Source organism: Glaciecola sp. MF2-115 (assembly GCF_047250385.1).
Lineage (GTDB): Bacteria > Pseudomonadota > Gammaproteobacteria > Enterobacterales > Alteromonadaceae > Glaciecola.
In genome coordinates this window covers 1-21,366 of record NZ_JBLBVM010000037.1, presented here as the reverse complement: position 1 = coordinate 21,366, position 21,366 = coordinate 1, and the positions used below count along the sequence as shown (strand labels likewise).

17 protein-coding genes and 1 rRNA gene are annotated in these 21,366 nt (G+C 41.1%); 10 read left to right on the top strand and 8 right to left on the bottom strand.

The features are described 5' to 3' along the window. Nucleotides 1-152: 152 nt before the first annotated feature. Together pomA and ACKLNX_RS02735 are read left to right on the top strand one after the other, a co-directional pair. On the top strand, nucleotides 153-914 hold the full coding sequence (gene pomA, locus ACKLNX_RS02740) for a flagellar motor protein PomA (protein ID WP_412971130.1): 762 nt from the start codon (nucleotides 153-155) through the stop codon (nucleotides 912-914). After that, nucleotides 914-1,837 carry a flagellar motor protein MotB gene (locus ACKLNX_RS02735; RefSeq protein WP_412971129.1) on the top strand — a complete coding sequence of 308 codons (924 nt, stop codon included), beginning with the start codon at nucleotides 914-916 and terminating at the stop codon, nucleotides 1,835-1,837. The genes pomA and ACKLNX_RS02735 overlap by 1 nt, the downstream gene beginning before the upstream one ends. On the opposite strand, the gene ACKLNX_RS02730 is transcribed toward ACKLNX_RS02735, so the two are convergent. Genes ACKLNX_RS02730 through ACKLNX_RS02710 form a run of 5 tightly spaced genes read right to left on the bottom strand, consistent with a single transcriptional unit; the run spans nucleotide 1,834 to nucleotide 6,363 of the window. Beyond that, nucleotides 1,834-3,090, bottom strand: a complete 1,257-nt coding sequence (locus ACKLNX_RS02730) for a class I SAM-dependent methyltransferase (RefSeq protein ID WP_412971128.1) — start codon at nucleotides 3,088-3,090, stop codon at nucleotides 1,834-1,836. The genes ACKLNX_RS02735 and ACKLNX_RS02730 overlap by 4 nt on opposite strands. 14 nt (nucleotides 3,091-3,104) lie before the next feature. After that, entirely contained in the window at nucleotides 3,105-3,875 is a 771-nt protein-coding gene (locus tag ACKLNX_RS02725; protein ID WP_412971127.1) for a DUF1365 domain-containing protein, read from the bottom strand. Then, nucleotides 3,875-5,155, bottom strand: a complete 1,281-nt coding sequence (locus ACKLNX_RS02720; protein ID WP_412971126.1) for an NAD(P)/FAD-dependent oxidoreductase — start codon at nucleotides 5,153-5,155, stop codon at nucleotides 3,875-3,877. The genes ACKLNX_RS02725 and ACKLNX_RS02720 overlap by 1 nt, the downstream gene beginning before the upstream one ends. Nucleotides 5,156-5,161: 6 nt before the next feature. Then, nucleotides 5,162-5,908: an SDR family NAD(P)-dependent oxidoreductase gene (locus ACKLNX_RS02715; protein ID WP_412971125.1), complete on the bottom strand. Its 747-nt coding sequence runs from the start codon at nucleotides 5,906-5,908 to the stop codon at nucleotides 5,162-5,164. Continuing rightward, complete coding sequence (locus ACKLNX_RS02710) at nucleotides 5,908-6,363, bottom strand: nuclear transport factor 2 family protein (RefSeq protein ID WP_412971124.1); 456 nt, start codon at nucleotides 6,361-6,363, stop codon at nucleotides 5,908-5,910. Before ACKLNX_RS02710 ends, ACKLNX_RS02715 begins: the two co-directional genes overlap by 1 nt. Before the next feature lie 154 nt (nucleotides 6,364-6,517). Between ACKLNX_RS02710 and ACKLNX_RS02705 the strand changes: the two genes are divergently transcribed. The 3 genes from ACKLNX_RS02705 to ACKLNX_RS02695 all read left to right on the top strand — a co-directional run bounded on the left by ACKLNX_RS02705 (nucleotide 6,518) and on the right by ACKLNX_RS02695 (nucleotide 8,512). Further along, nucleotides 6,518-7,084: an LON peptidase substrate-binding domain-containing protein gene (locus tag ACKLNX_RS02705; protein WP_411694836.1), complete on the top strand. Its 567-nt coding sequence runs from the start codon at nucleotides 6,518-6,520 to the stop codon at nucleotides 7,082-7,084. 152 nt (nucleotides 7,085-7,236) lie between these two features. After that, complete coding sequence (locus ACKLNX_RS02700; RefSeq protein ID WP_411694835.1) at nucleotides 7,237-7,851, top strand: sigma-70 family RNA polymerase sigma factor; 615 nt, start codon at nucleotides 7,237-7,239, stop codon at nucleotides 7,849-7,851. Further along, on the top strand, nucleotides 7,844-8,512 hold the full coding sequence (locus ACKLNX_RS02695; RefSeq protein WP_412971123.1) for a ChrR family anti-sigma-E factor: 669 nt from the start codon (nucleotides 7,844-7,846) through the stop codon (nucleotides 8,510-8,512). The genes ACKLNX_RS02700 and ACKLNX_RS02695 overlap by 8 nt, the downstream gene beginning before the upstream one ends. A gap of 103 nt (nucleotides 8,513-8,615) precedes the next feature. On the opposite strand, the gene ACKLNX_RS02690 is transcribed toward ACKLNX_RS02695, so the two are convergent. Then, nucleotides 8,616-9,383 (bottom strand): outer membrane protein assembly factor BamD, encoded by a 768-nt coding sequence (locus ACKLNX_RS02690; protein ID WP_411694833.1) that lies wholly within the window; start codon nucleotides 9,381-9,383, stop codon nucleotides 8,616-8,618. A 209-nt stretch (nucleotides 9,384-9,592) separates the two neighbouring features. Here ACKLNX_RS02690 and rluD point away from each other — a divergent pair, with 209 nt between their 5' ends. The 3 genes from rluD (at nucleotide 9,593) to clpB (ending at nucleotide 13,992) form a co-directional block, all read left to right on the top strand. Continuing rightward, nucleotides 9,593-10,573 carry a 23S rRNA pseudouridine(1911/1915/1917) synthase RluD gene (gene rluD / locus ACKLNX_RS02685; RefSeq protein WP_412971122.1) on the top strand — a complete coding sequence of 327 codons (981 nt, stop codon included), beginning with the start codon at nucleotides 9,593-9,595 and terminating at the stop codon, nucleotides 10,571-10,573. After that, nucleotides 10,574-11,338: a peptidoglycan editing factor PgeF gene (pgeF, locus tag ACKLNX_RS02680; RefSeq protein ID WP_411694831.1), complete on the top strand. Its 765-nt coding sequence runs from the start codon at nucleotides 10,574-10,576 to the stop codon at nucleotides 11,336-11,338. Nucleotides 11,339-11,421: 83 nt separating this feature from the next. Beyond that, nucleotides 11,422-13,992, top strand: coding sequence for an ATP-dependent chaperone ClpB (gene clpB / locus ACKLNX_RS02675; RefSeq protein ID WP_411694830.1), 2,571 nt, complete (start codon nucleotides 11,422-11,424; stop codon nucleotides 13,990-13,992). A gap of 95 nt (nucleotides 13,993-14,087) precedes the next feature. On the opposite strand, the gene prsT is transcribed toward clpB, so the two are convergent. Next, nucleotides 14,088-16,871 (bottom strand): XrtA/PEP-CTERM system TPR-repeat protein PrsT, encoded by a 2,784-nt coding sequence (gene prsT / locus ACKLNX_RS02670; protein WP_412971121.1) that lies wholly within the window; start codon nucleotides 16,869-16,871, stop codon nucleotides 14,088-14,090. Nucleotides 16,872-16,947: 76 nt separating this feature from the next. Continuing rightward, a complete protein-coding gene (gene xdp1 / locus ACKLNX_RS02665) occupies nucleotides 16,948-17,811 on the bottom strand; it encodes an exosortase-dependent surface protein XDP1 (protein WP_412971120.1) in 864 nt (287 codons plus the stop codon). Nucleotides 17,812-18,121: 310 nt separating this feature from the next. On the opposite strand from xdp1, the gene pssA reads away from it, so the two are divergent. Together pssA and ACKLNX_RS02655 are read left to right on the top strand one after the other, a co-directional pair. Further along, nucleotides 18,122-18,961, top strand: coding sequence for a CDP-diacylglycerol--serine O-phosphatidyltransferase (gene pssA, locus ACKLNX_RS02660; RefSeq protein WP_412971119.1), 840 nt, complete (start codon nucleotides 18,122-18,124; stop codon nucleotides 18,959-18,961). A gap of 571 nt (nucleotides 18,962-19,532) precedes the next feature. Next, nucleotides 19,533-21,068 (top strand): 16S ribosomal RNA (locus ACKLNX_RS02655). Nucleotides 21,069-21,366 lie beyond the last annotated feature (298 nt).

Sequence of the window (21,366 nt, the reverse complement as noted above, 5' to 3'; positions counted from 1 at the left end):
TTGCTATTTATGCCGTTAACACTTTTGCAGGCTGTTGTTATTCCAAAATACAGAGGTATTGAAAGTAATACTGTGAATAAAAAAGTAATCGGTAAACTGTGCACAATGACTTATTTCAATTTTCTTAGATGCATCATTAATAGGAGCGAAACGTGGATTTAGCAACCCTGATAGGTATGATTGGTGCCATAGGTTTTGTCGTCATGGCAATGATCTTAGGTGGCGATTTGGGGATGTTTTTCAACGTACCTTCTGTTCTTATCGTATTTGGCGGCTCTATCTTTGTTGTGTTATCACAATATCCACTCGGTCAATTTTTAGGTGCAGGGAAAGTAGCGGCTAAAGCTTTTATGTTCAAAATACAAAGCCCTGAAGAACTCATCGAAAAAATCGTTGAAATGGCTGATGCTGCTCGTAAAGGCGGCTTTCTTGCTTTGGAAGAAGCTGTCATTGAAAATGCATTCATGCAAAAAGGTGTCGACATGCTAGTTGATGGCCATGATGTGGAAGTAGTAAGAACCACTATGGGCAAAGACATTACCAACACCTCAGAACGACACAACGCAGGTTCAGTTATTTTTAAATCTTTGGGTGATGTTGCTCCTGCAATGGGAATGATCGGTACGCTTGTAGGATTAGTTGCGATGTTATCAAACATGGATGACCCCAAAGCGATTGGTCCAGCGATGGCGGTTGCTCTTTTAACGACTTTGTATGGTGCTTTCTTATCTAACGTTATCTGTTTACCAATTGCCTTTAAACTAACCGTGCGCGCGGCAGAAGAAAGACTGAATCAAAGCCTGATACTCGATGGAATTTTGGGTATAGCTGACGGTCAAAACCCGCGTGTTATTGAAGGTGTGTTGAAAGGTTACATCGCGGAAGGTAAGCGAGGAACTGGGGAAACAGAATAGTGGAAGACGAATGCCCTAAATGTCCCCCCGAAGGTCTGCCTGCGTGGATGGGAACTTTTGCTGACCTAATGTCACTCTTAATGTGCTTCTTCGTGCTATTGCTTTCTTTCTCTGAGATGGACGTTAAGAAGTTCAAACAAATTGCCGGCTCAATGGCATTTGCCTTCGGCGTTCAAAATAAAATCGAACTTAAAGATATTCCGAAAGGAACCAGTGTTATTGCCATGGAATTCCGCCCAGGCAAACCTGATCCAACGCCCATCGAAACTGTGCAACAAATAACAACAGAAATCACCAAGCCTATGCTCAACTTCCAAGACGGTGAAGAAGACAATGCGGGTGGTAGACAAAAACAACGTGGAACCTTTAGGGGCGGGCAATCAGCACAAACGGCAAATCAAACTGCCGCCTCTGCAGCCGCTGCCGCAAGTAAAGAACAAGTCGCAAAAAATATGAAAAAAGTTGAAGACTTGCTGCAAAAAGAAATCAAAGATGGTGCGGTAGATGTTGAAAACTTAGGGCAACAGATCATTATTCGGATACGAGAAAATGGTTCTTTCTCTGCTGGTTCAGCCTTTCTACAACCACAATTTAAACCTGTCATTCGAAGCATCGGCGAGTTACTGGCTGAAATGCCTGGTGAAATAGAAGTAACCGGACATAGCGATAGTGTGCAAATTTCCAATGAGTTATATCGTTCGAACTGGGATCTGTCAGCACAACGTGCTGTTGCGGTTGCTGAAGAACTAAGAAGAGCTCGCGGATTCGATGAAAGTCGAATGAAGATTGTGGGTAAAGCGGCAACGCAACCTATTGAAGGTGATGATACGCCGGAATCTAGAAGCAGAAACCGACGTGTTGAGATATCTATTATGCAGGGTAAACCAAAATACTCAGACCCTATTTCAGTACTTGAAAACTAAGAGCGCGCTAAGTCAGAGCGATAGTGGGGTTTGCTTATCACTAATTGCACTGTGCTGATTGCTCTTTCTAAAAAACCACCTTCACAATAGTTTAGGTAGTACTTCCATAATCGTGCAAAACGCTCATCGTAACCATCTTTTTCAAGTGCTTCTTTATTGCGCTCAAAAGCAAGATGCCAATCATGCAGAGTCTTTGCATAATCAAGCCCGATGTCATGCAAATCACGAATGTTCATGTCAGTGTTTTTCTTCAAAAATTGGTTTATAGCAAACTGGGATGGTAAAAAACCACCAGGAAAAATATGCTTTTGAATGAAGTCTACACTGTTTGAATAACTGTCATAGCGTCTGTCGTCTATGGTGATTGCTTGTAAAAGCATTAGTCCATTCGGTTTTAACAAAGATGAGCACTTTTCAAAGAAGTTTGCTAAGTAAGCTTTACCTACCGCCTCAATCATTTCTATAGATACTAACTTATCGAATTTACCTTCGAGTAAGCGGTAATCCTTCTTTAGTAGGGTGATTTTGTCTTCTAGCCCTTCCTCAGCAACCCACTTTTGAGCATAATCAAATTGCTCGTCGGAAATTGTTGTTGTCGTTACCTTGCATCCATAATGCTTAGACGCATATATAGCCAAGCCACCCCAACCTGTGCCTATTTCAACAACATGGTCACTCGGTTTTAATTGAAGTTTTTCGCAAATAGAACGTAGTTTGTTCTCTTGCGCTTCGGCTAAGCTTGCGTCTGGCGACGGGTAAATTGCTGATGAATACATCATCGATGGGTCAAGGAACTTGGTGTAAAGTTTATTCCCTAAGTCGTAATGCGCAGAGATGTTTTTCTTAGCCTGCTCTCGAGAATTGCGGCGCATGAAATGTTGCAGCTTTAAAGCTGGCATTGTTATCCATTTGAATTTACTTTCCCACTCATCTAATGTGCTCAAGTTCCGAGCAAATATTCGTATTACATTCGTTAGGTTGGGACTGGTCCATGAGCCATCAGTAAAGGTTTCGCCTGAGGCAACGCTACCGCCAAACAACAAGCGCTTGTAAGCGCTGTTATCAAGGATGTTTACTTCGGCATGTAAATCTTGCTCTGGATCACCGCATTGCGCAACTAAGCTCCCATTTTCTTTAAGGGTCAAATGACCTTCGGGCATATTTTGCATGGCTTTAATAAAAAGCTGTCGGTAAGTTCGCTCCATAAATGTCATTGAATCGCCATTTTGTATTGCTTGTTCGCCGTGTGACATAAAAATTCCTTACCTTAAGGGTGCATGTAAATTGGTATACGTTTAAAAAACAACTTAATCGCTTGCCAGTAGATTCCTGCTACCGTTTTTAAGGTCATACTAGGAATACTAATTAAAGCACTACGCAAAGTCTTTGTTGTTAGAGGCTCTTTTTTCATATCGAGAGCAGCCTCGAAATGCTTCTCTTGCTTTATACAAGATAAATGTAATCTTAGATTTGTATTGGGCTGTTTTATTTTCCACTGGTAGGTCATGTCCATTGGGTTAAATGGAGAAACGTGGAACGCTTTTTCACTATTTTCTTGCTTCGCTAAGTCGACTAAGTAGTGATGTCTTTTGTCCCAAGGGGTATTGCTGACTTCAGCAAGCATATGAGTGTAGACACCTTCATTGTTTCTCAGATAGTAAAAATTCACTGGGCTAAAATACCACCCAAACGTTCTTAGCTGCCCGAGAAAATAAATGTCCCCACTTAGTTCGGTGCCATTCAATTCTGACATTCTGGAAAGAACCGAAGTTTCGAGGGATTCTTGTGGATCCCCTAAATAATCGCTTCGTAAAAATTTAACGGCACTGAATCCTTTATGTTGGTTTGAGAAGCCTTTCACTTCATGGTTCAATTGCTCCAATTCACTGAGTTTGAGCCAAAATAAATAGATATTGTATTTGAATCTATGTACTTTCGGCACGAAACGCTGATGATGGACGATACCTTTGTACAGACCTGATTCAGTAACTGAAGGACTGATGTTTGCTTGCCCAGTTGAGCTAACATACGAAGTCATTACAGGCTCTCACCAAAGCGCTTGCAGACGTCAAGCGCACTGCGAACACCATCTTCATGAAAGCCGTTATACCAATAAGCACCGCAAAAGTGCATACCTGATTTCCCGCAAATTTCTTCTCTTCGCTCCTGCGCTTTTACCATAGCAGGACTGAATTGAGGATGCGCATAGTGATAGGTTCCTATTATTTTGTTTGAATCGATTGCCTGTGTGTTATTGAGTGTGACACAAAAGGTGGTATCACTTTGTAATTTCTGCAAAATGTTCATGTTATAAGTAACTGCTGCTGGGCGTGACGCTTCAGCTTTTGCGCCTTCAATTTCATAGTTCCAACTGGCCCAAGCTAAGGGCCTAGCGGGTAGAACTGAAGTGTCAGTGTGCAAAACCACCTCATTCATAGAGTAAGGAATAGCACCTAGAATATCTTTATAAGACGAAATATCGATATCAGTCTGCGGTTTTGCTGACAACATACTTAAAGCTTGATCGCTGTGACAAGCAAAAATTACTTCATCGAAAATGTCCTCGCCTTTAGTGCTGTGTATCTTAAATTGCTCGCCGGTTTTAACGACACTATTTACACTATCATTCAGACTAATTTTACTTTCAAAGGACGCAATTAATGGCTCTACATATTGACTTGAACCACCCACAATAGTGAACCATTGTGGTCTGTTGGTGATGTTGAGTAAGCCATGGTTGTTAAAAAATTTCAGGAAAAAGGAAAGTGGAAAATTAGCAGATGCTTCTAAGCTGGTAGACCATATTGCTGCACACATTGGGAGTATATAGTTATTCGTAAACACCTCACTTAGCTGGTGTTTACTAATAAATTCTTGAAGTGTAATGTTGTCGGTTTCTTTGTTTTCTGAGATGTGTGCTTTACACAATTTGTTAAACTTTACGATATCAAGGACAAGACGCCAAAAAGACGGACGAAATATGTTTCGACGCTGCGCAAACAAACTATTAATTGTATTACCATTGTACTCCATTTTAGTTTTTAAGTTCTTAACACTAAAACTCATTTCCGTTGCCTGAGTTTTTACTCCTAATGTTTGCATCAACTTAATAAAATTCGGATATGTCCATTCGTTGTAAACAATAAAGCCGGTATCTATTGAGTATTCTTTGTTTTCTACGGTGACTTGTTTGGTGGCTGTATGGCCACCTACGTAATCGTTTGCCTCGTAAACTTTAATGTCAAACTTTTTGTTCAGCAAAAATGCCGAACTCAGACCTGAAATGCCTGTACCAATGATGGCAATACGCTTTGTCATTATTAATTAGCTCTTTTCGTTATTGTTTTTATTTTGTGGTTTTTGGCGCATATTAATGCATAGCCTTCGTTGTATTCCCTCAGGCAATAAATTTAAAAATCGCACAATAAAACTAAATCTTTTCGGGAAGTAGACGCTAGAACGCGAAGAAAAAATACCGTCAAGCATATACTTTGCCGCGTCTTGAGCTTCAATCACCATCGGCATTGGAAAATCATTTTTATCCGTTAAAGGTGTTTTAACAAAGCCAGGAGAGAGAGTTTGAACCTTTATGCCTTTGTGCGCTAAATCAACTTCAAACGATTTCGCTATGTAATTCAATGCAGCTTTGCTTGCCCCATATGCTTGGCTTCTTGGAAAAGGTAGCAATCGAGCTAGACTGTCCACGAAAACGATTTTATTTCCACGCTCAAGAGAGGGAATTAGAGCTGAGACCACATTTACAACACCGAAGATGTTAGTGTCGAACACACGTTTGAACATGTCAGGCTCGACGTTATTAACATCGACATACTCACACGTTCCAGCATTGAGAACGGCAATGTCACACTTTATACTCTCTAAAGCTGCCTTAGTTTCCTCTTCATTCGTCACGTCGAAGCGGCAAGTTTCGATATTTTTTAATTTATCTAACTCGGCGAGTTTATCTTCGTTCCTGCCACACGCGATTACGGTGTAGTTGTGTTCAGCGCAAAGTTTGGTTAAGGCTTCACCAATCCCAGATGTTGCTCCAGTGATAAGTATGCGTGTCATTATCCTAACTTCCTTTTGATGCTTTTTATTATTCTACCGAGTAAAGGAACATTTTCATAAACCATTTGCCCTAAATCATAGTAGTCTCGATGATAATATATTTTATTATCTTTAGTTTTTAGTTCAGTAATGCCATCAACATCAATGGGCTTCCCTTTATTAATGCGAGGTGATGTGAACGTCATTTTCCAACACACAATAAATTTAGATGAGTCACTCGACCTTTCTGGATCCTTGTCTGAGGACTTCATTGCGTCTATTGAGTGAATCGAAAAAGTGCAATACTGTGCATCGAGTAAAAGTTTACCGAAATATTGTTTAACAGAGCTAATACCTAGATGATGAGCTATGGGGTCAATAAAAACAACGTCATCACTGTAAATGTCGCTTAACTCTTCTACCTTCATAGAGGCTAAGTCGGTGTAAAACGATTCAAATTTTGTTATGACGTTCATGCATGTTCCAGAATTTTGGTGTATAAAAGTTTTACCCAAAATGGGTTCGATGAGATCACGATTAATAAATTATTTATTTTAGGTCTTTTCGATCTATTTCGTTTTATCAGCGTAATTATTTGTGAAACTAGCTAACTTGAGATCGTTTTAAACCATGAAATGTCCAATTTTCCCATTATCTTCACACATTCTTCCCGAGGGCAGAATGGCGCTAAGAATTTTTGAACCTCGTTACACACGGATGGTAAAGGAAGCTTGCGAAAAGAACGAGGGATTTGTCATTTGTATGCTGAACTCAAAGGGCGACAAAAAGCAAAACACCCATATATTTCCAACGGGGACTTATTGCAAGGTTATCGACTTCGACGTTCTTGATGACGGTTTGTTAGGGATTACCGTCGAAGGAATAAACTGTGTTTCCATTGAAAAAATCGAAACCGATCCTGATGGTTTGCAGGTAGCTGAATGCAAAAAAACTGATGGTTGGGCATGTGATTTTCCAATTGAAGAGCTCGGGCCGATGAACAAACGATTGGCTGAAATTTTTAACACCTACACCGAAGTTAGCTCATTATATGACCAAGTTAAATTGAATGATCCGCTTTGGGTGATAAATAGGTGGTTGGAATTAATACCTGTTGATGCAGAGCAAAAGCAACATTTTCTAGCGCAAAAGGATTGTCGTAAGCTCGTCGATTACCTGTCACAGCTGATTGAATGACCAGTTTTTCCTTCTTAAGGGAGGAGCTGAACATTAATCAAAAGTTAATTCATTTAGGAATAATCGCGTTCGCACAATATGTTTAAATATTTTGTGATCTTTCTAATTGAGCAAACGTATATTAATATACAAAACATCACAGGAACAATTGAATGCTCATCGGAATTCCATTGGAAAATAATAAGCCAGACGTCAGACAACCGAAAGATTGTGCGGCGGAAATGGCGTCACATCTGGAAAGAGTTGCAAACGAACGTTGCAAAGCTTCATTTGCAAAAGTGTTTGGTTTCTTTGCTCCACGTTTACGGTCGTACGCTTTGAAGCAGATCGGTAATGAAGCCATTGCGATGGAATTAGTTCAAGATACTATGTCTAACGTATGGCAGAAAGCTCATCTCTTTAATGCTGAGAAAGGCGCGCCTTCAACTTGGATATTCACAATAGCTCGAAATTTACGTTTCGACATGCTGAGAAAGTTAAAAAATCGCAAAGAAGATATATGTTCTGATGACATGTGGCCAATTCTTTGCGAACAGACTGCAGACCCACACGAGACGTCCTTGGACGAGAAAGTGACTCTGCAAGAAGTTGGTGAGTTGTTCAATGAGCTTCCCGAAAAGCAGAAAGTTGTTATTGAAGCTATATATATTGATGGTAAATCACAGCAAGAAGTTGCAGATGAACTTGAAATCCCGTTGGGAACCGTTAAGTCTCGCACGCGACTAGCGTTGCAGCGTTTAAAGGATATGTTGACAGAAAATGATTAAGTTTCATCCTACAAACCAGCAGTTAAATACTTTCGCGGATGGCGTCATGGCACCAGCGGAGTCACTTATTATTTCAGCTCATTGTGATATGTGTTCTCAATGTGCTCAAAAAGTCTCCATGTTCACAGAAGCACACTCGGAGAGCGCATTTGAAGAAGAGTTTGCAAATGTTGACCTTAAATCTTTTGGTAACATGATGTCGGACATCACATCACAAGTTGTTGATAGAGGCGTGTCAGAAGTTGCTACCAACAGAGTCCTAGAGTTAGACGGACGCAAATTTACTCTTCCACGTTCATTGAACCGGATTTCGGAGTCGATGGGGAATTGGTCTCACCTTGTGGGAAAAATTTGGCAGGCTCCCATAAATTTAGGTGGTGACACTGTCGCCAACTTTATTTTTATGGAAAAAGGTGGAAGCGTTCCTGAACACACGCATCGTGGAAGTGAGATGACTTTAGTGGTAAACGGTGAGTACAGCGATGGATTAGCAGACTATGACAGTGGTGATTTTACTGTAATGGATGGTCATCACATACATACGCCATCGACCGTTGCAGATGAAGGCTGTTTGGTATTCACAATTGTGGATAAGCCCCTACACTTTACTTCTGGTTGGGCAAGACTCATCAATCCGTTTAGTCATTTATTCTTTAAATAGAGACTAGTTCGGAACTTCTATACGTATTTGTATAAAATAAAAAAGCACGCTTCAAGCGTGCTTTTTTGTGTCGGTTCCTCTATCGAGACGTCACCAAACTCGTTTAATCCAAAAACTCACTGTCAGGATAGTTTAAGCGAAGTGTTCTCATTGTATTTTCTTTTAACTCAGTCAACTTTAATTCGTTATAGCTAGACACCATAATTTCTAACGCCGGCTGAACTTGACTCGTATCGGGAAAGTTTTCGATAACATATCTGCCGCGGTTAGCTGCCGCAACATATGCTTGACGTCTCATATAATAACGAGCTACGGCAATTTCATAACTAGCTAGACGATTTTTGATATGCAACATGCGCTCTTTCGCGTCAACGGCATATTTACTGTTCGGATATTTCTGAATTAAACGTCTGAAATCTTCAAATGCTTCACGTGACTTGGAAGGATCTCTATCCGCGCGATCCACACCTAACATTTCTTGAAAAAGATTATTATCTAGCTCCATATTCGTCACACCGCGCATAAAATAAGCGTAATCAACATCAGCGTGGTTTGGATTTAGACGAACGAAACGATCAATCGTTGCTAATGCTTGTTCAGGTTTGCCTACTTTGTAGTACGCATAAATGAGGTCTAACTGAACTTGATGCGAGTGGGCACCGAATGGGTATTTTGAATCAATCATGCTCAAGATTTGCGATGCTTGCGCAAAGTTACCAACTGCCATGCTTTCGCGAGCGTCAGCGTATAGTGCTTGAACACCCTGATTAGCAACAGCTTTTGCCTGCTCATCTTCAGAAGAGGCACACCCTCCTAATCCAATTATTGCAGCGGCGAGTATTACTATGCTTATCTTATTTTTCAGAATCATTTGAAATTGCTTAACCTTTTATTCATGAGCGAGTAAATATTTATCGTTACTCTTTGTCCTTTTACGGTGATTTAATAAGCGATACAGCCTTTTTGCCACCCGATAGTCTTATTCTACACTAAGCTTTATTTGCTGTGTTAGTAATTCTTACTGTTATGCAACATAACTTGCTTGCTATACTACGCATACTATTTATTAATGCGAATGTTATGGCTTCCAATAAACTCCAAATAAACCTTTCTGCCATTGTGCCAGAAACCTTATTCGATAAGAGACTAGACCAATGTTTAGCGGTTTTGTTCCCTGAATACTCAAGATCAAAGCTAAAAGAATGGATTTTGGCTGGTTATGTGACCGTAGACGGTGAAAAAATCGACACGCCAAGATTGAAGTTAAAAAGTGGCGAAGAAATTATAATCGGTGCTGAGCAAGAAGTTCAGGTAACCAGTGCTCCTCAACATATCGATCTGAATGTTGTTTTTGAAGATGAGCATATTTTGGTTATCGATAAGCAAGCTGGCTTAGTTGTCCACCCAGGCGCTGGTAATCAAGATGGGACATTGCTAAATGCCTTGCTTGAGAGAGTGCCAGATATTGACCAGGTGCCTCGAGCTGGCATTGTTCATCGCTTAGATAAAGATACAACGGGTTTGATGGTGGTTGCCAAAACACTACCCGCGCAAACGAGTTTGGTTGAACAGTTGCAAGCTCGCTCTATGGGGCGTGAATATGAAGCCTTGGTCATGGGAACCATGATTGCTGGTGGTTTTGTTGATGAACCAATTGGCAGACATGCTACTAAGCGAACGGCGATGGCAGTCAGAGAAAATGGTAAGCCTGCCGTAACTCACTATCGAGTAAAAGAGAAGTTTCGTGCATACACCCATTTGCGTTTGAAGTTGGAAAGTGGCAGAACGCATCAAATTAGAGTGCATATGTCGCATATTAATCATCCATTGGTTGGTGATGCTTTATACGGTGGCCGTCCAAGGCTTCCTAAACATGCGAGTGAAGACTTTATCAACACTTTAAGAGGCTTTAAACGCCAAGCGCTGCATGCAGCTCAGTTGACATTGATGCATCCGATCAGTGGTGAAGAAATGACGTTTAAAGCGCCCATTCCCGAAGACCTTGTCTCCTTGTTAGAAGTTGTTAGAGAGGACACAAGAATTAACGGGATAGATATCTAGTTGTCTCATTTATCGTTTATTCAGCCTACGTGGCCGGTTAATAAACGTGTGTTTTGTGCAAGCACCACTGTCAATGGTGGTGTGAGTCGCGCTCGATTCAAGGGTTTAAATTTAGGTGCTCATGTCGGTGATGACCTAAATTCTGTAGATACCAACCGCCAACTTTTACTCGATGAGATCTGTAAGATTTCACCCGATACAAAAGGGGTTTCCTGGCTTAATCAAACTCACAGTACTAATGTTGTGCACCTTACAGAAACAATGCAAGCCGGCACAATCGAAGCTGATGGGGCTTACTCCAATACTAACAAACTACCTTGTACTGTGATGACCGCAGATTGTATGGCATTGATGATATCCAATAGTGAAGGCAGCGAGGTTGCTGCTGTTCATGCTGGTTGGAAGGGCCTACTAGATGGCATCATTGAGAATGCACTTGTCAAATTTTCATCCGCTAGAAGTGATATTCATGTTTGGTTTGCCCCATCAATTTGCCAACAGCACTTTGAAGTTGGACATGATGTCGCGAGCTTATTCTCTGATTATCCATTAGCCTCAAAGCCAGCCCCTAAAAAGGTCGATAAGTATTTGCTTAGTTTAGTTGACGTCGCAAGTCAAAAGCTCAAAGACTTAGGTGTCACTCATCATTATTATTCAGATATTTGCACTTATTCTAGCGATTATTTGTTCTCACATCGCCGCGCTACACACCAAGGTTTACCTACTTGTGGTCGAATGGCTAACTTGATCTTAATCAACACTTAGTACAATTGATTAAAAAATAAACTTGAAAGTTATGCTAAACGACTCCATTTATAAGTTATCAAAATAATGGAGTTAAGTTATTTATGCGACTAGATAGATTTACAAGCAAATTTCAAATTGCGCTTTCGGATGCGCAGAGTCTTGCTTTGGGGCGAGATCATCAATACATAGAACCTGTTCACCTTATGATGGCATTGTTGAATCAAGAAGGTGGCTCAGTGCGTCCTTTGTTTGACCAAGCCAAGGTGAATGTAAATAGTTTACGCTCCTCTTTGTCAGAAGCGATTGAAAGACTGCCTCAAGTACAGGGTATTGGTGGTGATGTTCAGTTAAGTAATGACACCATCAAACTCTTAAATATGAGCGATAAAGTGGCGCAAAAGCGCAAAGATGACTACATCACATCTGAGATATTTGTGCTTGCATCGATGGAAGACAAGGGCTACCTAGGCACTATCTTCAAGTCATTGGGTGTTAAGAAAGAAGCCATTGAAGCTGCGATAGATACCATGCGAAATGGTCAAAAAGTCACAGATCCTAATGCAGAAGATGTCCGTCAAGCGCTTGAGAAATACACGATGGATCTTACAGAGCGAGCAGAGCAAGGAAAGCTTGATCCAGTAATCGGACGAGACGACGAAATTCGCCGTACCATTCAAGTATTGCAGCGCAGAACCAAGAATAACCCGGTTCTAATTGGTGAGCCAGGTGTGGGTAAAACAGCAATAGTTGAGGGTTTAGCGCAGCGTATCATAAATGGTGAAGTCCCTGAGGGATTGAAGCAAAAGCGCGTCTTGTCACTGGACATGGGTTCTTTGCTTGCTGGTGCGAAATATCGTGGCGAGTTTGAGGAGCGTTTGAAAGCCGTATTGAACGAACTTTCGAAAGAAGAAGGCAAAGTCATCCTGTTCATCGATGAACTGCACACTATGGTGGGAGCAGGGAAGGGCGAGGGCGCGATGGATGCCGGTAATATGTTAAAGCCTGCTTTGGCGCGTGGTGAGCTTCACTGCGTCGGTGCTACTACGCTTGATGAATATAGACAATATATTGAAAAAGACGCTGCACTAGAGCGCCGTTTCCAAAAAGTACAGGTTGATCAGCCTTCAGTGGAAGACACAATCGCTATCTTGCGTGGCTTGAAAGAAAGGTACGAACTGCATCATTCTGTTGATATTACCGATCCGGCAATTGTTGCTGCTGCGAGATTATCCAACCGTTATATCAGCGACCGACAACTGCCAGACAAAGCTATCGACTTAATTGATGAAGCTGCTTCCAGCATTAGAATGCAGATCGATTCCAAGCCTGAAGAAATGGATAAACTCGAACGACGAATCATTCAACTTAAACTGGAAGAGCAAGCCCTATCTAAAGAAACTGATTCTGCGAGTCATAAGAGACTAGAGGTGATTGAGTTAGAGCGGGAAGAACTTGAGAAGAAGTTCTCTGATTTAGATGAAATTTGGCGCTCAGAAAAAAATGCGATGCAAGGAACTCAATTCATTAAAGGAGAACTTGAGCAGGCTAAGCTAGATTTAGAGATAGCGCGAAGGGCTTCAGATTTGTCCAGAATGTCAGAATTGCAATACGGAAGGATCCCTGAACTAGAATTGAAATTAGAGCAGGCAAGTGAAGCCGAAACGACCGACACGCAGTTGCTAAAAAACAAAGTAACGGAAAATGAAATCGCAGACGTATTATCACGCTGGACGGGCATTCCAGTAAGTAAGATGCTAGATAGCGAGAAAGACAAGCTTGTTAATATGGAGACGGCAATAGGTAAGCGTGTTATCGGGCAGAAAGAAGCTGTTCTAGCTGTATCAAATGCGATTAGACGCTCTCGCGCTGGCTTATCAGACCCAGACAAACCGACAGGTTCATTTTTGTTCTTAGGTCCAACTGGTGTGGGTAAAACAGAGCTCTGCAAATCCTTGGCAAATTTCATGTTTGATACCGAAGATGCCATGGTACGCATAGATATGTCTGAGTTTATGGAGAAGCATTCCGTATCGCGTTTAGTGGGAGCACCTCCTGGTTATGTTGGATATGAAGAGGGCGGTTATTTAACAGAAGCAGTAAGACGTAAACCGTATTCAGTTATCCTGTTGGATGAAGTTGAGAAGGCGCATCCTGATGTGTTCAATATCCTGTTACAAGTGCTAGATGATGGGCGACTCACTGATGGACAAGGTCGAACGGTCGATTTCAAAAATACTTTGATTATCATGACCTCAAACCTCGGCTCGGATATTATACAACGACATACCGATGATAGTACCTATGCAGAGATGAAGAAAGAAGTGATGACAGAGGTTTCTGCTCACTTTAGGCCTGAGTTTATCAATAGGGTTGATGATATTGTTGTCTTCCATTCTCTCGGAAGGGAAGAAATAAAATCAATAGCGAAAATTCAACTACTCGGTCTTCGTCAGCGCCTTCAAGAAATGGGCTTGAAGTTAGAAATTTCCGGTTCAGCTTTAGACATGATTGCTGATGCGGGCTTTGATCCCGTTTATGGTGCGAGACCGCTTAAGCGAGCTATTCAAACACAAATTGAAAACCCGCTGGCAGAAACATTATTGAGCGATAAATTGGTGGATAAGGAAGTTGTAAGGATTGATGTGCTTGATGGGGTGTTGACAATCTGTTGATGTATTATGCACATTTGGCTTAACTAGAAACATAAAAGCTCTGAGTTTTGTACGCGTAGATAGCATACTAGTTCTCAGAGCTTTTTTAATACGATCTATAAGCTGATTAACTGTTGCTTCAATTCTTCCGCTTTTTCGCGGTCGTTAAAATCACCGAACTCGGATAATAAAATATTTGTAGCTTCTAAGGCTTCTTCAAGTCTATTGAGCTTCATTAAAGTATAAGCAATGTGGTATCTAACGCCGGCATCTGATGAATTCATGGAATACGAACGACGAAGCAAGTCCAGCGCATTCTCAAAGTCTCCTCTTAAAGTGAGTACCCAGCCAAACGTATCTAGTATTGCTTGGTTACCTGGTAAAAGTTCATAAGCCTGTTGAGCGAAGTTGTATGCAGCATCCACCTTCCCTTCTTTAATGTAAAGGTTAGCTAGATTATTCAATACTAATGGTCTTCCAACATATCCAGTCGATTCGGCTAGAGATAGATAAAGTGGTTTTGCTTTCGTTGTTTCTCCCATTGTCAGGTAGTAATCAGCGAGCAGATTTGTGGAGAATGTGTTGCGCTCGTAATCCTTGGCCAATGCTTCAAATTGTTTAACAAAGACACCTTCACCGTGACCTTCAATAGCCAATTGGTAGCTTCGAATTAACGCTGGCGCTAACAAGTTTTGGGACTTAATGGCATCTACGTATAGAGCCGCGGCCGCAGTAAAATCATTCTGGCTTGCTAACAAGTCGCCCATAAGAAGGTTAATATCCGGATTTTTTGGGTACTCTTGTTTAAGTTGAGATAATTCGAGTCGAGCTTCGGCTGTGTTTCCTGAGGCCAAAAGTATACGAACACGATCTCGTCTAGCAAAGAAATTGCTGCTTTCTATTTCCAGAATGCGATTTACGGTTTTAAGCGCACCTTCGGTATCTGAAATTCGAGCTTGTGCTAGGCTCAAACGATATAAATCAGGAATACTGTCGCTATACAAACCCAAAAGAGTTTGGAAGTCTTCTTTGGCTTTCGCTGTTTGGTCCAAATTTGTGTAAATTAAACCTCGTTTATACATATATCGAGCGTTCAAAAAGTCATCTTTAAGAAGGGTATTTATGATGGCTAAGGCCCGTTCGTTGTTTCCATTACTTATATATAAATCTATTAATGCCTCTTTGATTTCAATGTTACGAGGTGCTCGAGAACTAGCATTTTGAAGAATATCCATTGCTTGTTCTGATTTACCAATTTGCTTCAATATACGACCATATAAGGTCAATACTTCGACTGAGTCTGGTCTGCTTGCATACAATGATTCAACGAGTGGCAGGGCTTCAGCTGAACGGCGCTCTCCGAAAAGTTGACGCGCAAGATTAAATTTAGATTCAAAATGTGACGGGTTTTCCCTAATTACCTTCTTAAATAATGTTTCTGCTTCTTCAGAGCGGTTTGTTTTTAGCAGAACGGTTGCTTTTAGGTTCAATACTCCAGGGCTGTTTGGATATGTAGTTAGCAATAAATCAATATGAGTATTTGCGTCATTATACTTTTCTGCACGAATACTAAGGATGGCTTTTTGCAACACGGTACTTAAGCTACTTGTATTGATTTCTTCAAGTTTACCTAGCGCCAAGTCGAGCTTGCCTCGAGCTGCTAATAGACGAGCACTCATTTCAATGTAGGAGTCTTCATTCTTGTAATTAGGTTCCAGACGAGTTAACAGCCATGCACACTTGTGATTCAAACTGGCAGATATATAAAGGTCACATAGTCTCATTGCCAAGGCCAAATCAGTATCTACACTAGATTCATATTTTTCAAGGATACTAATTGCACCGGTGTAATTTCCTTCTGCTTTATAAATGTCTACCAGAATATTCGCTGCTTGTATATTGCCAGGGCGTTTAAACAAATATTGATTTAGCGACTTCTTTGCAGCTTCTAGATTGTTACTGGCGTAATTGGCCATGCCATCGATGTAGAGCAATTCTTCATTGTTAGAAAGCTCTTCAGAATCGAGTAAACTGAGGTTGTTGACTAATTCACTTAATGTTTTTGCTGTTAATTCATCGTCATCTAAATTAGAAGCCACCCAACTAAGTAATAATTGACCGACAGGGTCACTAGGAGTCAACTTTAACGTTTTTTGTAAAACTAATTTAGCCTCTTCGAATCTGTTCTCTCTAGTCAGGACAGAAACTAGCTCGCGCAGTGCTAAGGGGTGAGTGCCTGCTAGTTCTATTGTTTTCTTTAATGCTTGAATTTCCTGCGCAGGATTATTTAGTTTTTTGAATATGAAAGATTGTAATAAATAGGTGTTGCTAATTGTGTCGTCTAATTCTAGTGACGTATTGATATACGACTCAGCTTTTTCTAATTCATTCTGTTCTATTAAAAAGTTAGCATAAGAGTTTATTGCAGAGATAGATTTTGGCGTAAGTTCAAGAGCAGCTTTAAAGGCTTTTGAAGATGCCTCAACATTTCCTTGGTTATTTAATGCGATCCCCTTACTTGATAACAAAAATGCTTTTTTAGCGGGTGTTAATTGTCTCTCAGAGATTTCAATTATATCTTCATATTTACTCAGCGCGAGTAGGACGTTTACAAGTGGTTCAACAACAAGGTTAATATCGGCTCCATTTTGCAGTGCTTCTTTTAGCTCTAGTTCTGCTTCGTCGTAGTAACCCGATATGCCTAATACATATCCCATAAGAATTTTTGACGGCAGATGATCGGGATTGTCATTTAAACTATTTTTAAGATGAATGTAGCTTTCGTCAACTAGACCTTCATTGAAAGACTTGTTTGCTTTTTCGTAGTCAGAGAGCTGTTGAGTGTATGCGGCAAGCGATACTGAAGCGAGGAATAAAAATACAGAGAACTTTAAAAGCATGTAAGGCCCTTTCTATTACGTATAAAAAAAGCTGATTTTACAATCAGCTTTTATTAATTGATATTAAAGAATGTAATTATTTACGGCGTCTATACATCAATCCGAATGCTAGCGCACCAAAAATACCAAATGTAGCTGGTGCACTGACAGTGCCAGGATTCGACGGTTCTCTTGTTGCAGTAGTCAAACCGGCTAGTTTAAACGCATCGTTATCAAGGCTCATATTGCCACCAAATATATTATTATACGCACCCACTAACCAGTGAGTTGAATATAAAGGAGACGATACACTAACTGATTCATTTTCAGCTAAGCTGCTGTAGTTACTAATATGCTGCCAACCTTGGTTGGTAATGTCTGACCATTTAGTGTCAGTATTGAAGAAGTCTTGTTTTGAACCATTGTGACCAAGGACTGACACATCGGCATCTTTAGCGTTAACATTGTCACTATACTGCAGAATGTTACAATTTGAACTTGAACTACCGCAAAGTGACCAGCCAATATTGAAACCAGTTAGGTTAACTTCTTCTGAAAACGTTAGAAGCACCATTTCATAATCGAAATCATTAGCACCGCCGCCATTCTTGATATTGTCTATCGCGTGTTGAGGAGCACCTGTCTTCTTATTATAGAATTCGTCTCTATTTACAATACCTAGTCCTGAGCTCCATCTTTTTAATTCTGCATTCTTAATGCAAGGATCCGGATCTGGGAGGCTGTTATCATAATTACCGTTGTCGTTACACGATTCATCAGTTGAAGCCCAAGCACTTACATCAAGAGTGATTTGATCACCTCCAGTACCAGAGGTCAATGATAGGGTGTTTCCAAAGCCAGAAGTCAGTGAGCCCCCATTAGTGAAGTTCCATGTTTGCGTTCCCGCTAAAGAACTTCCGGATGCCAATAATGCGATGGCTACTAAACAAAACTTTTTCATAAATTTCCTACATCTTTGAAGATTCTAAATTATCTCAAGCAATTTTAATGCCTAAATTTATTTCTCTTGTTTTTCAGCTTGTTACGAAATCGATTCTGAAAACGAACTCCGAGCTGTATAAAAAGCTGACACTTGAAACCAACTGTGTATGCAATTTATCACGATAACAGCTAACATATACAGCCTTATCGTTTGTGTATACAATTAGCCCATTGATTCAAGACTACTTTGTATTCTTGCAGTTTTTTCCAATAATTATAGTATAAGACTTTATATACCGTTCAATTTTAATTTTGAGTAATTTATCCATATGCCAGCAAATAAAAGAAAAGGTATTTATTTACTACCAAACCTTCTAACAACAGCAGGTCTATTTTCAGGCTTCTATGCTGTTGTAATGTCAATGAACAATCACTTCGAAGCCGCTGCTATAGCGATCTTTGTCGCGATGATATTTGATGGACTTGACGGTCGGGTTGCACGAATTACCAATACGCAAAGCGATTTTGGTGCTGAATACGACTCAATGGCTGATATGGTCTCATTTGGAGTTGCTCCAGCATTAGTGGCTTATAATTTTGGTCTTGCGGAGTTAGGAAAAATTGGCTGGTTAGCTGCCTTTGTTTATGTGGCAGGAGCCGCATTAAGATTAGCTCGTTTTAATACGCAAATAGGCGTAGCAGATAAACGATTCTTTCAGGGCTTGGCTAGCCCCGCGGCTGCCGCTTTGGTTGCTGGTATGGTTTGGGTTGGCGTTGATTATGATATAAATGGTAATGATTATGGTCTTATTGTTGCTATCGTCACCGGCTTTTCAGGTTTACTTATGGTAAGTAACTTTAAGTATAATAGTTTTAAAGAGCTTGGTTGGCATGGCAAGGTTCCATTTGTTGCGCTGTTAATAGTAATGCTTATATTTATAGTTGTGGCAACTGCGCCTTCATTAGTACTATTTATTGTTTTCCTCCTTTACGCAGCAGCTGGGCCAGTTAATACCTTCCGAACCGTTGACAAAGTTACGCTGGAGGATGTGATCGGAGAAACAGAAGAAGACGCTGACTTTGATCAGGAAGTTCAAACTGCTGAAACTGCGAAGTCCACAGAACCAAGTGAAGAAGATGAAGAGCAGGATAAAGTAACGAAGAACTAACCGCTCTGGGGAAATTAGACACTTTCAGCTGATATATGTCACATATTATCGTTTATATCTGATTTCCCATTACTTCTTACGTTTAATTTTTAATTTCGCCTTACTTATAGCAATTAAACTTAAACTGCTAACTACCTGTAAACCCCTGTTTTTATTGATTGCTTCTCCTACTTAAACATAATTAATAATAATTAAAGTAATAAAACGTATTCAAATTTATAAAAAAACACTTGATCCCTTTTTTCGTTTCTGTAAAATGCGCGCTCTGTTCAAGGGAGGCAGCCAAACAATAGTTAACTGGCTTTCAACAATAGCTCGCTTTATTACAATTTGAATTGCTTTCATCTAGCCTCAACGCTAAGAAATAAATTCAAATAAAAATGTAAAAAAGCTTGACAGAAAATTTGATGCAGGTAGTATACGCATCCCGCTTGAGACGGTACTTTAAGTCCTCTTCAAGCCGCCAGTGAAATAGAAAGAAGCTGGCATGTTCTTTAACAATTTATAACAAGACAATCTGTGTGGGCACTCATTAAGAGTGTCGACAACAAAAAACGATTTACAAAAAATTTAATTGAAGAGTTTGATCATGGCTCAGATTGAACGCTGGCGGCAGGCCTAACACATGCAAGTCGAACGGAAACATGTCTAGCTTGCTAGATGATGTCGAGTGGCGGACGGGTGAGTAATGCCTGGGAATTTGCCTTTGTGTGGGGGATAACCATTGGAAACGATGGCTAATACCGCATAACGACTACGGTCCAAAGGGGGGACTTGTTCCTCCCGCGCAAAGAGAAGCCCAGGTGAGATTAGCTAGTTGGTGAGGTAAAGGCTCACCAAGGCGACGATCTCTAGCTGTTCTGAGAGGAAGATCAGCCACACTGGAACTGAGACACGGTCCAGACTCCTACGGGAGGCAGCAGTGGGGAATATTGCACAATGGGGGAAACCCTGATGCAGCCATGCCGCGTGTGTGAAGAAGGCCTTCGGGTTGTAAAGCACTTTCAGTTGTGAGGAAAGGTTAGTAGTTAATACCTGCTAACTGTGACGTTAACAACAGAAGAAGCACCGGCTAACTCCGTGCCAGCAGCCGCGGTAATACGGAGGGTGCAAGCGTTAATCGGAATTACTGGGCGTAAAGCGCACGCAGGCGGTCTGTTAAGCTAGATGTGAAAGCCCCGCGCTCAACGTGGGATGGTCATTTAGAACTGGCAGACTAGAGTTTTGGAGAGGGGAGTGGAATTCCAGGTGTAGCGGTGAAATGCGTAGATATCTGGAGGAACATCAGTGGCGAAGGCGACTCCCTGGTCAATAACTGACGCTCATGTGCGAAAGTGTGGGTAGCGAACAGGATTAGATACCCTGGTAGTCCACACCGTAAACGCTGTCTACTAACTGTTTGTGGATTTAATCCGTGAGTAGTGAAGCTAACGCGATAAGTAGACCGCCTGGGGAGTACGGCCGCAAGGTTAAAACTCAAATGAATTGACGGGGGCCCGCACAAGCGGTGGAGCATGTGGTTTAATTCGATGCAACGCGAAGAACCTTACCTACTCTTGACATACTTGGAATTTTTCAGAGATGAATTAGTGCCTTCGGGAACCAAGATACAGGTGCTGCATGGCTGTCGTCAGCTCGTGTCGTGAGATGTTGGGTTAAGTCCCGCAACGAGCGCAACCCTTGTCCTTATTTGCCAGCATTCAGTTGGGTACTCTAAGGAGACTGCCGGTGACAAACCGGAGGAAGGTGGGGACGACGTCAAGTCATCATGGCCCTTACGAGTAGGGCTACACACGTGCTACAATGGCGAGTACAGAGGGATGCAAACCTGCGAAGGTAAGCGGACCCCTTAAAGCTCGTCGTAGTCCGGATTGGAGTCTGCAACTCGACTCCATGAAGTCGGAATCGCTAGTAATCGCAGGTCAGCATACTGCGGTGAATACGTTCCCGGGCCTTGTACACACCGCCCGTCACACCATGGGAGTGGGATGCAAAAGAAGTAGTTAGTCTAACCTTCGGGAGGACGATTACCACTTTGTGTTTCATGACTGGGGTGAAGTCGTAACAAGGTAACCCTAGGGGAACCTGGGGTTGGATCACCTCCTTACTATTAGTTGCGCGTTCTTAATGTAGTGTTCACACAGATTTTCTTGTTATTTATATAAAGAAAGGTTCCGTTACCTAGTAACGAAATCCTTAATGACTATGCATTCAAACGTGTTTATTCATTAAGGTTTTTTAAACCTTAAAAGTGACGCGCTTAGGCGCAACACTTCGTTCTTTAACAATTTGGAAAGCTGATAATTAGTAATCAATATTTAACGAAAGAGTAATTGATGAATTAAGTTCAACGAAAGTTGGATGAGATTCTTTCAACGCTACTCTATCTGACAAATGTGCTAGCA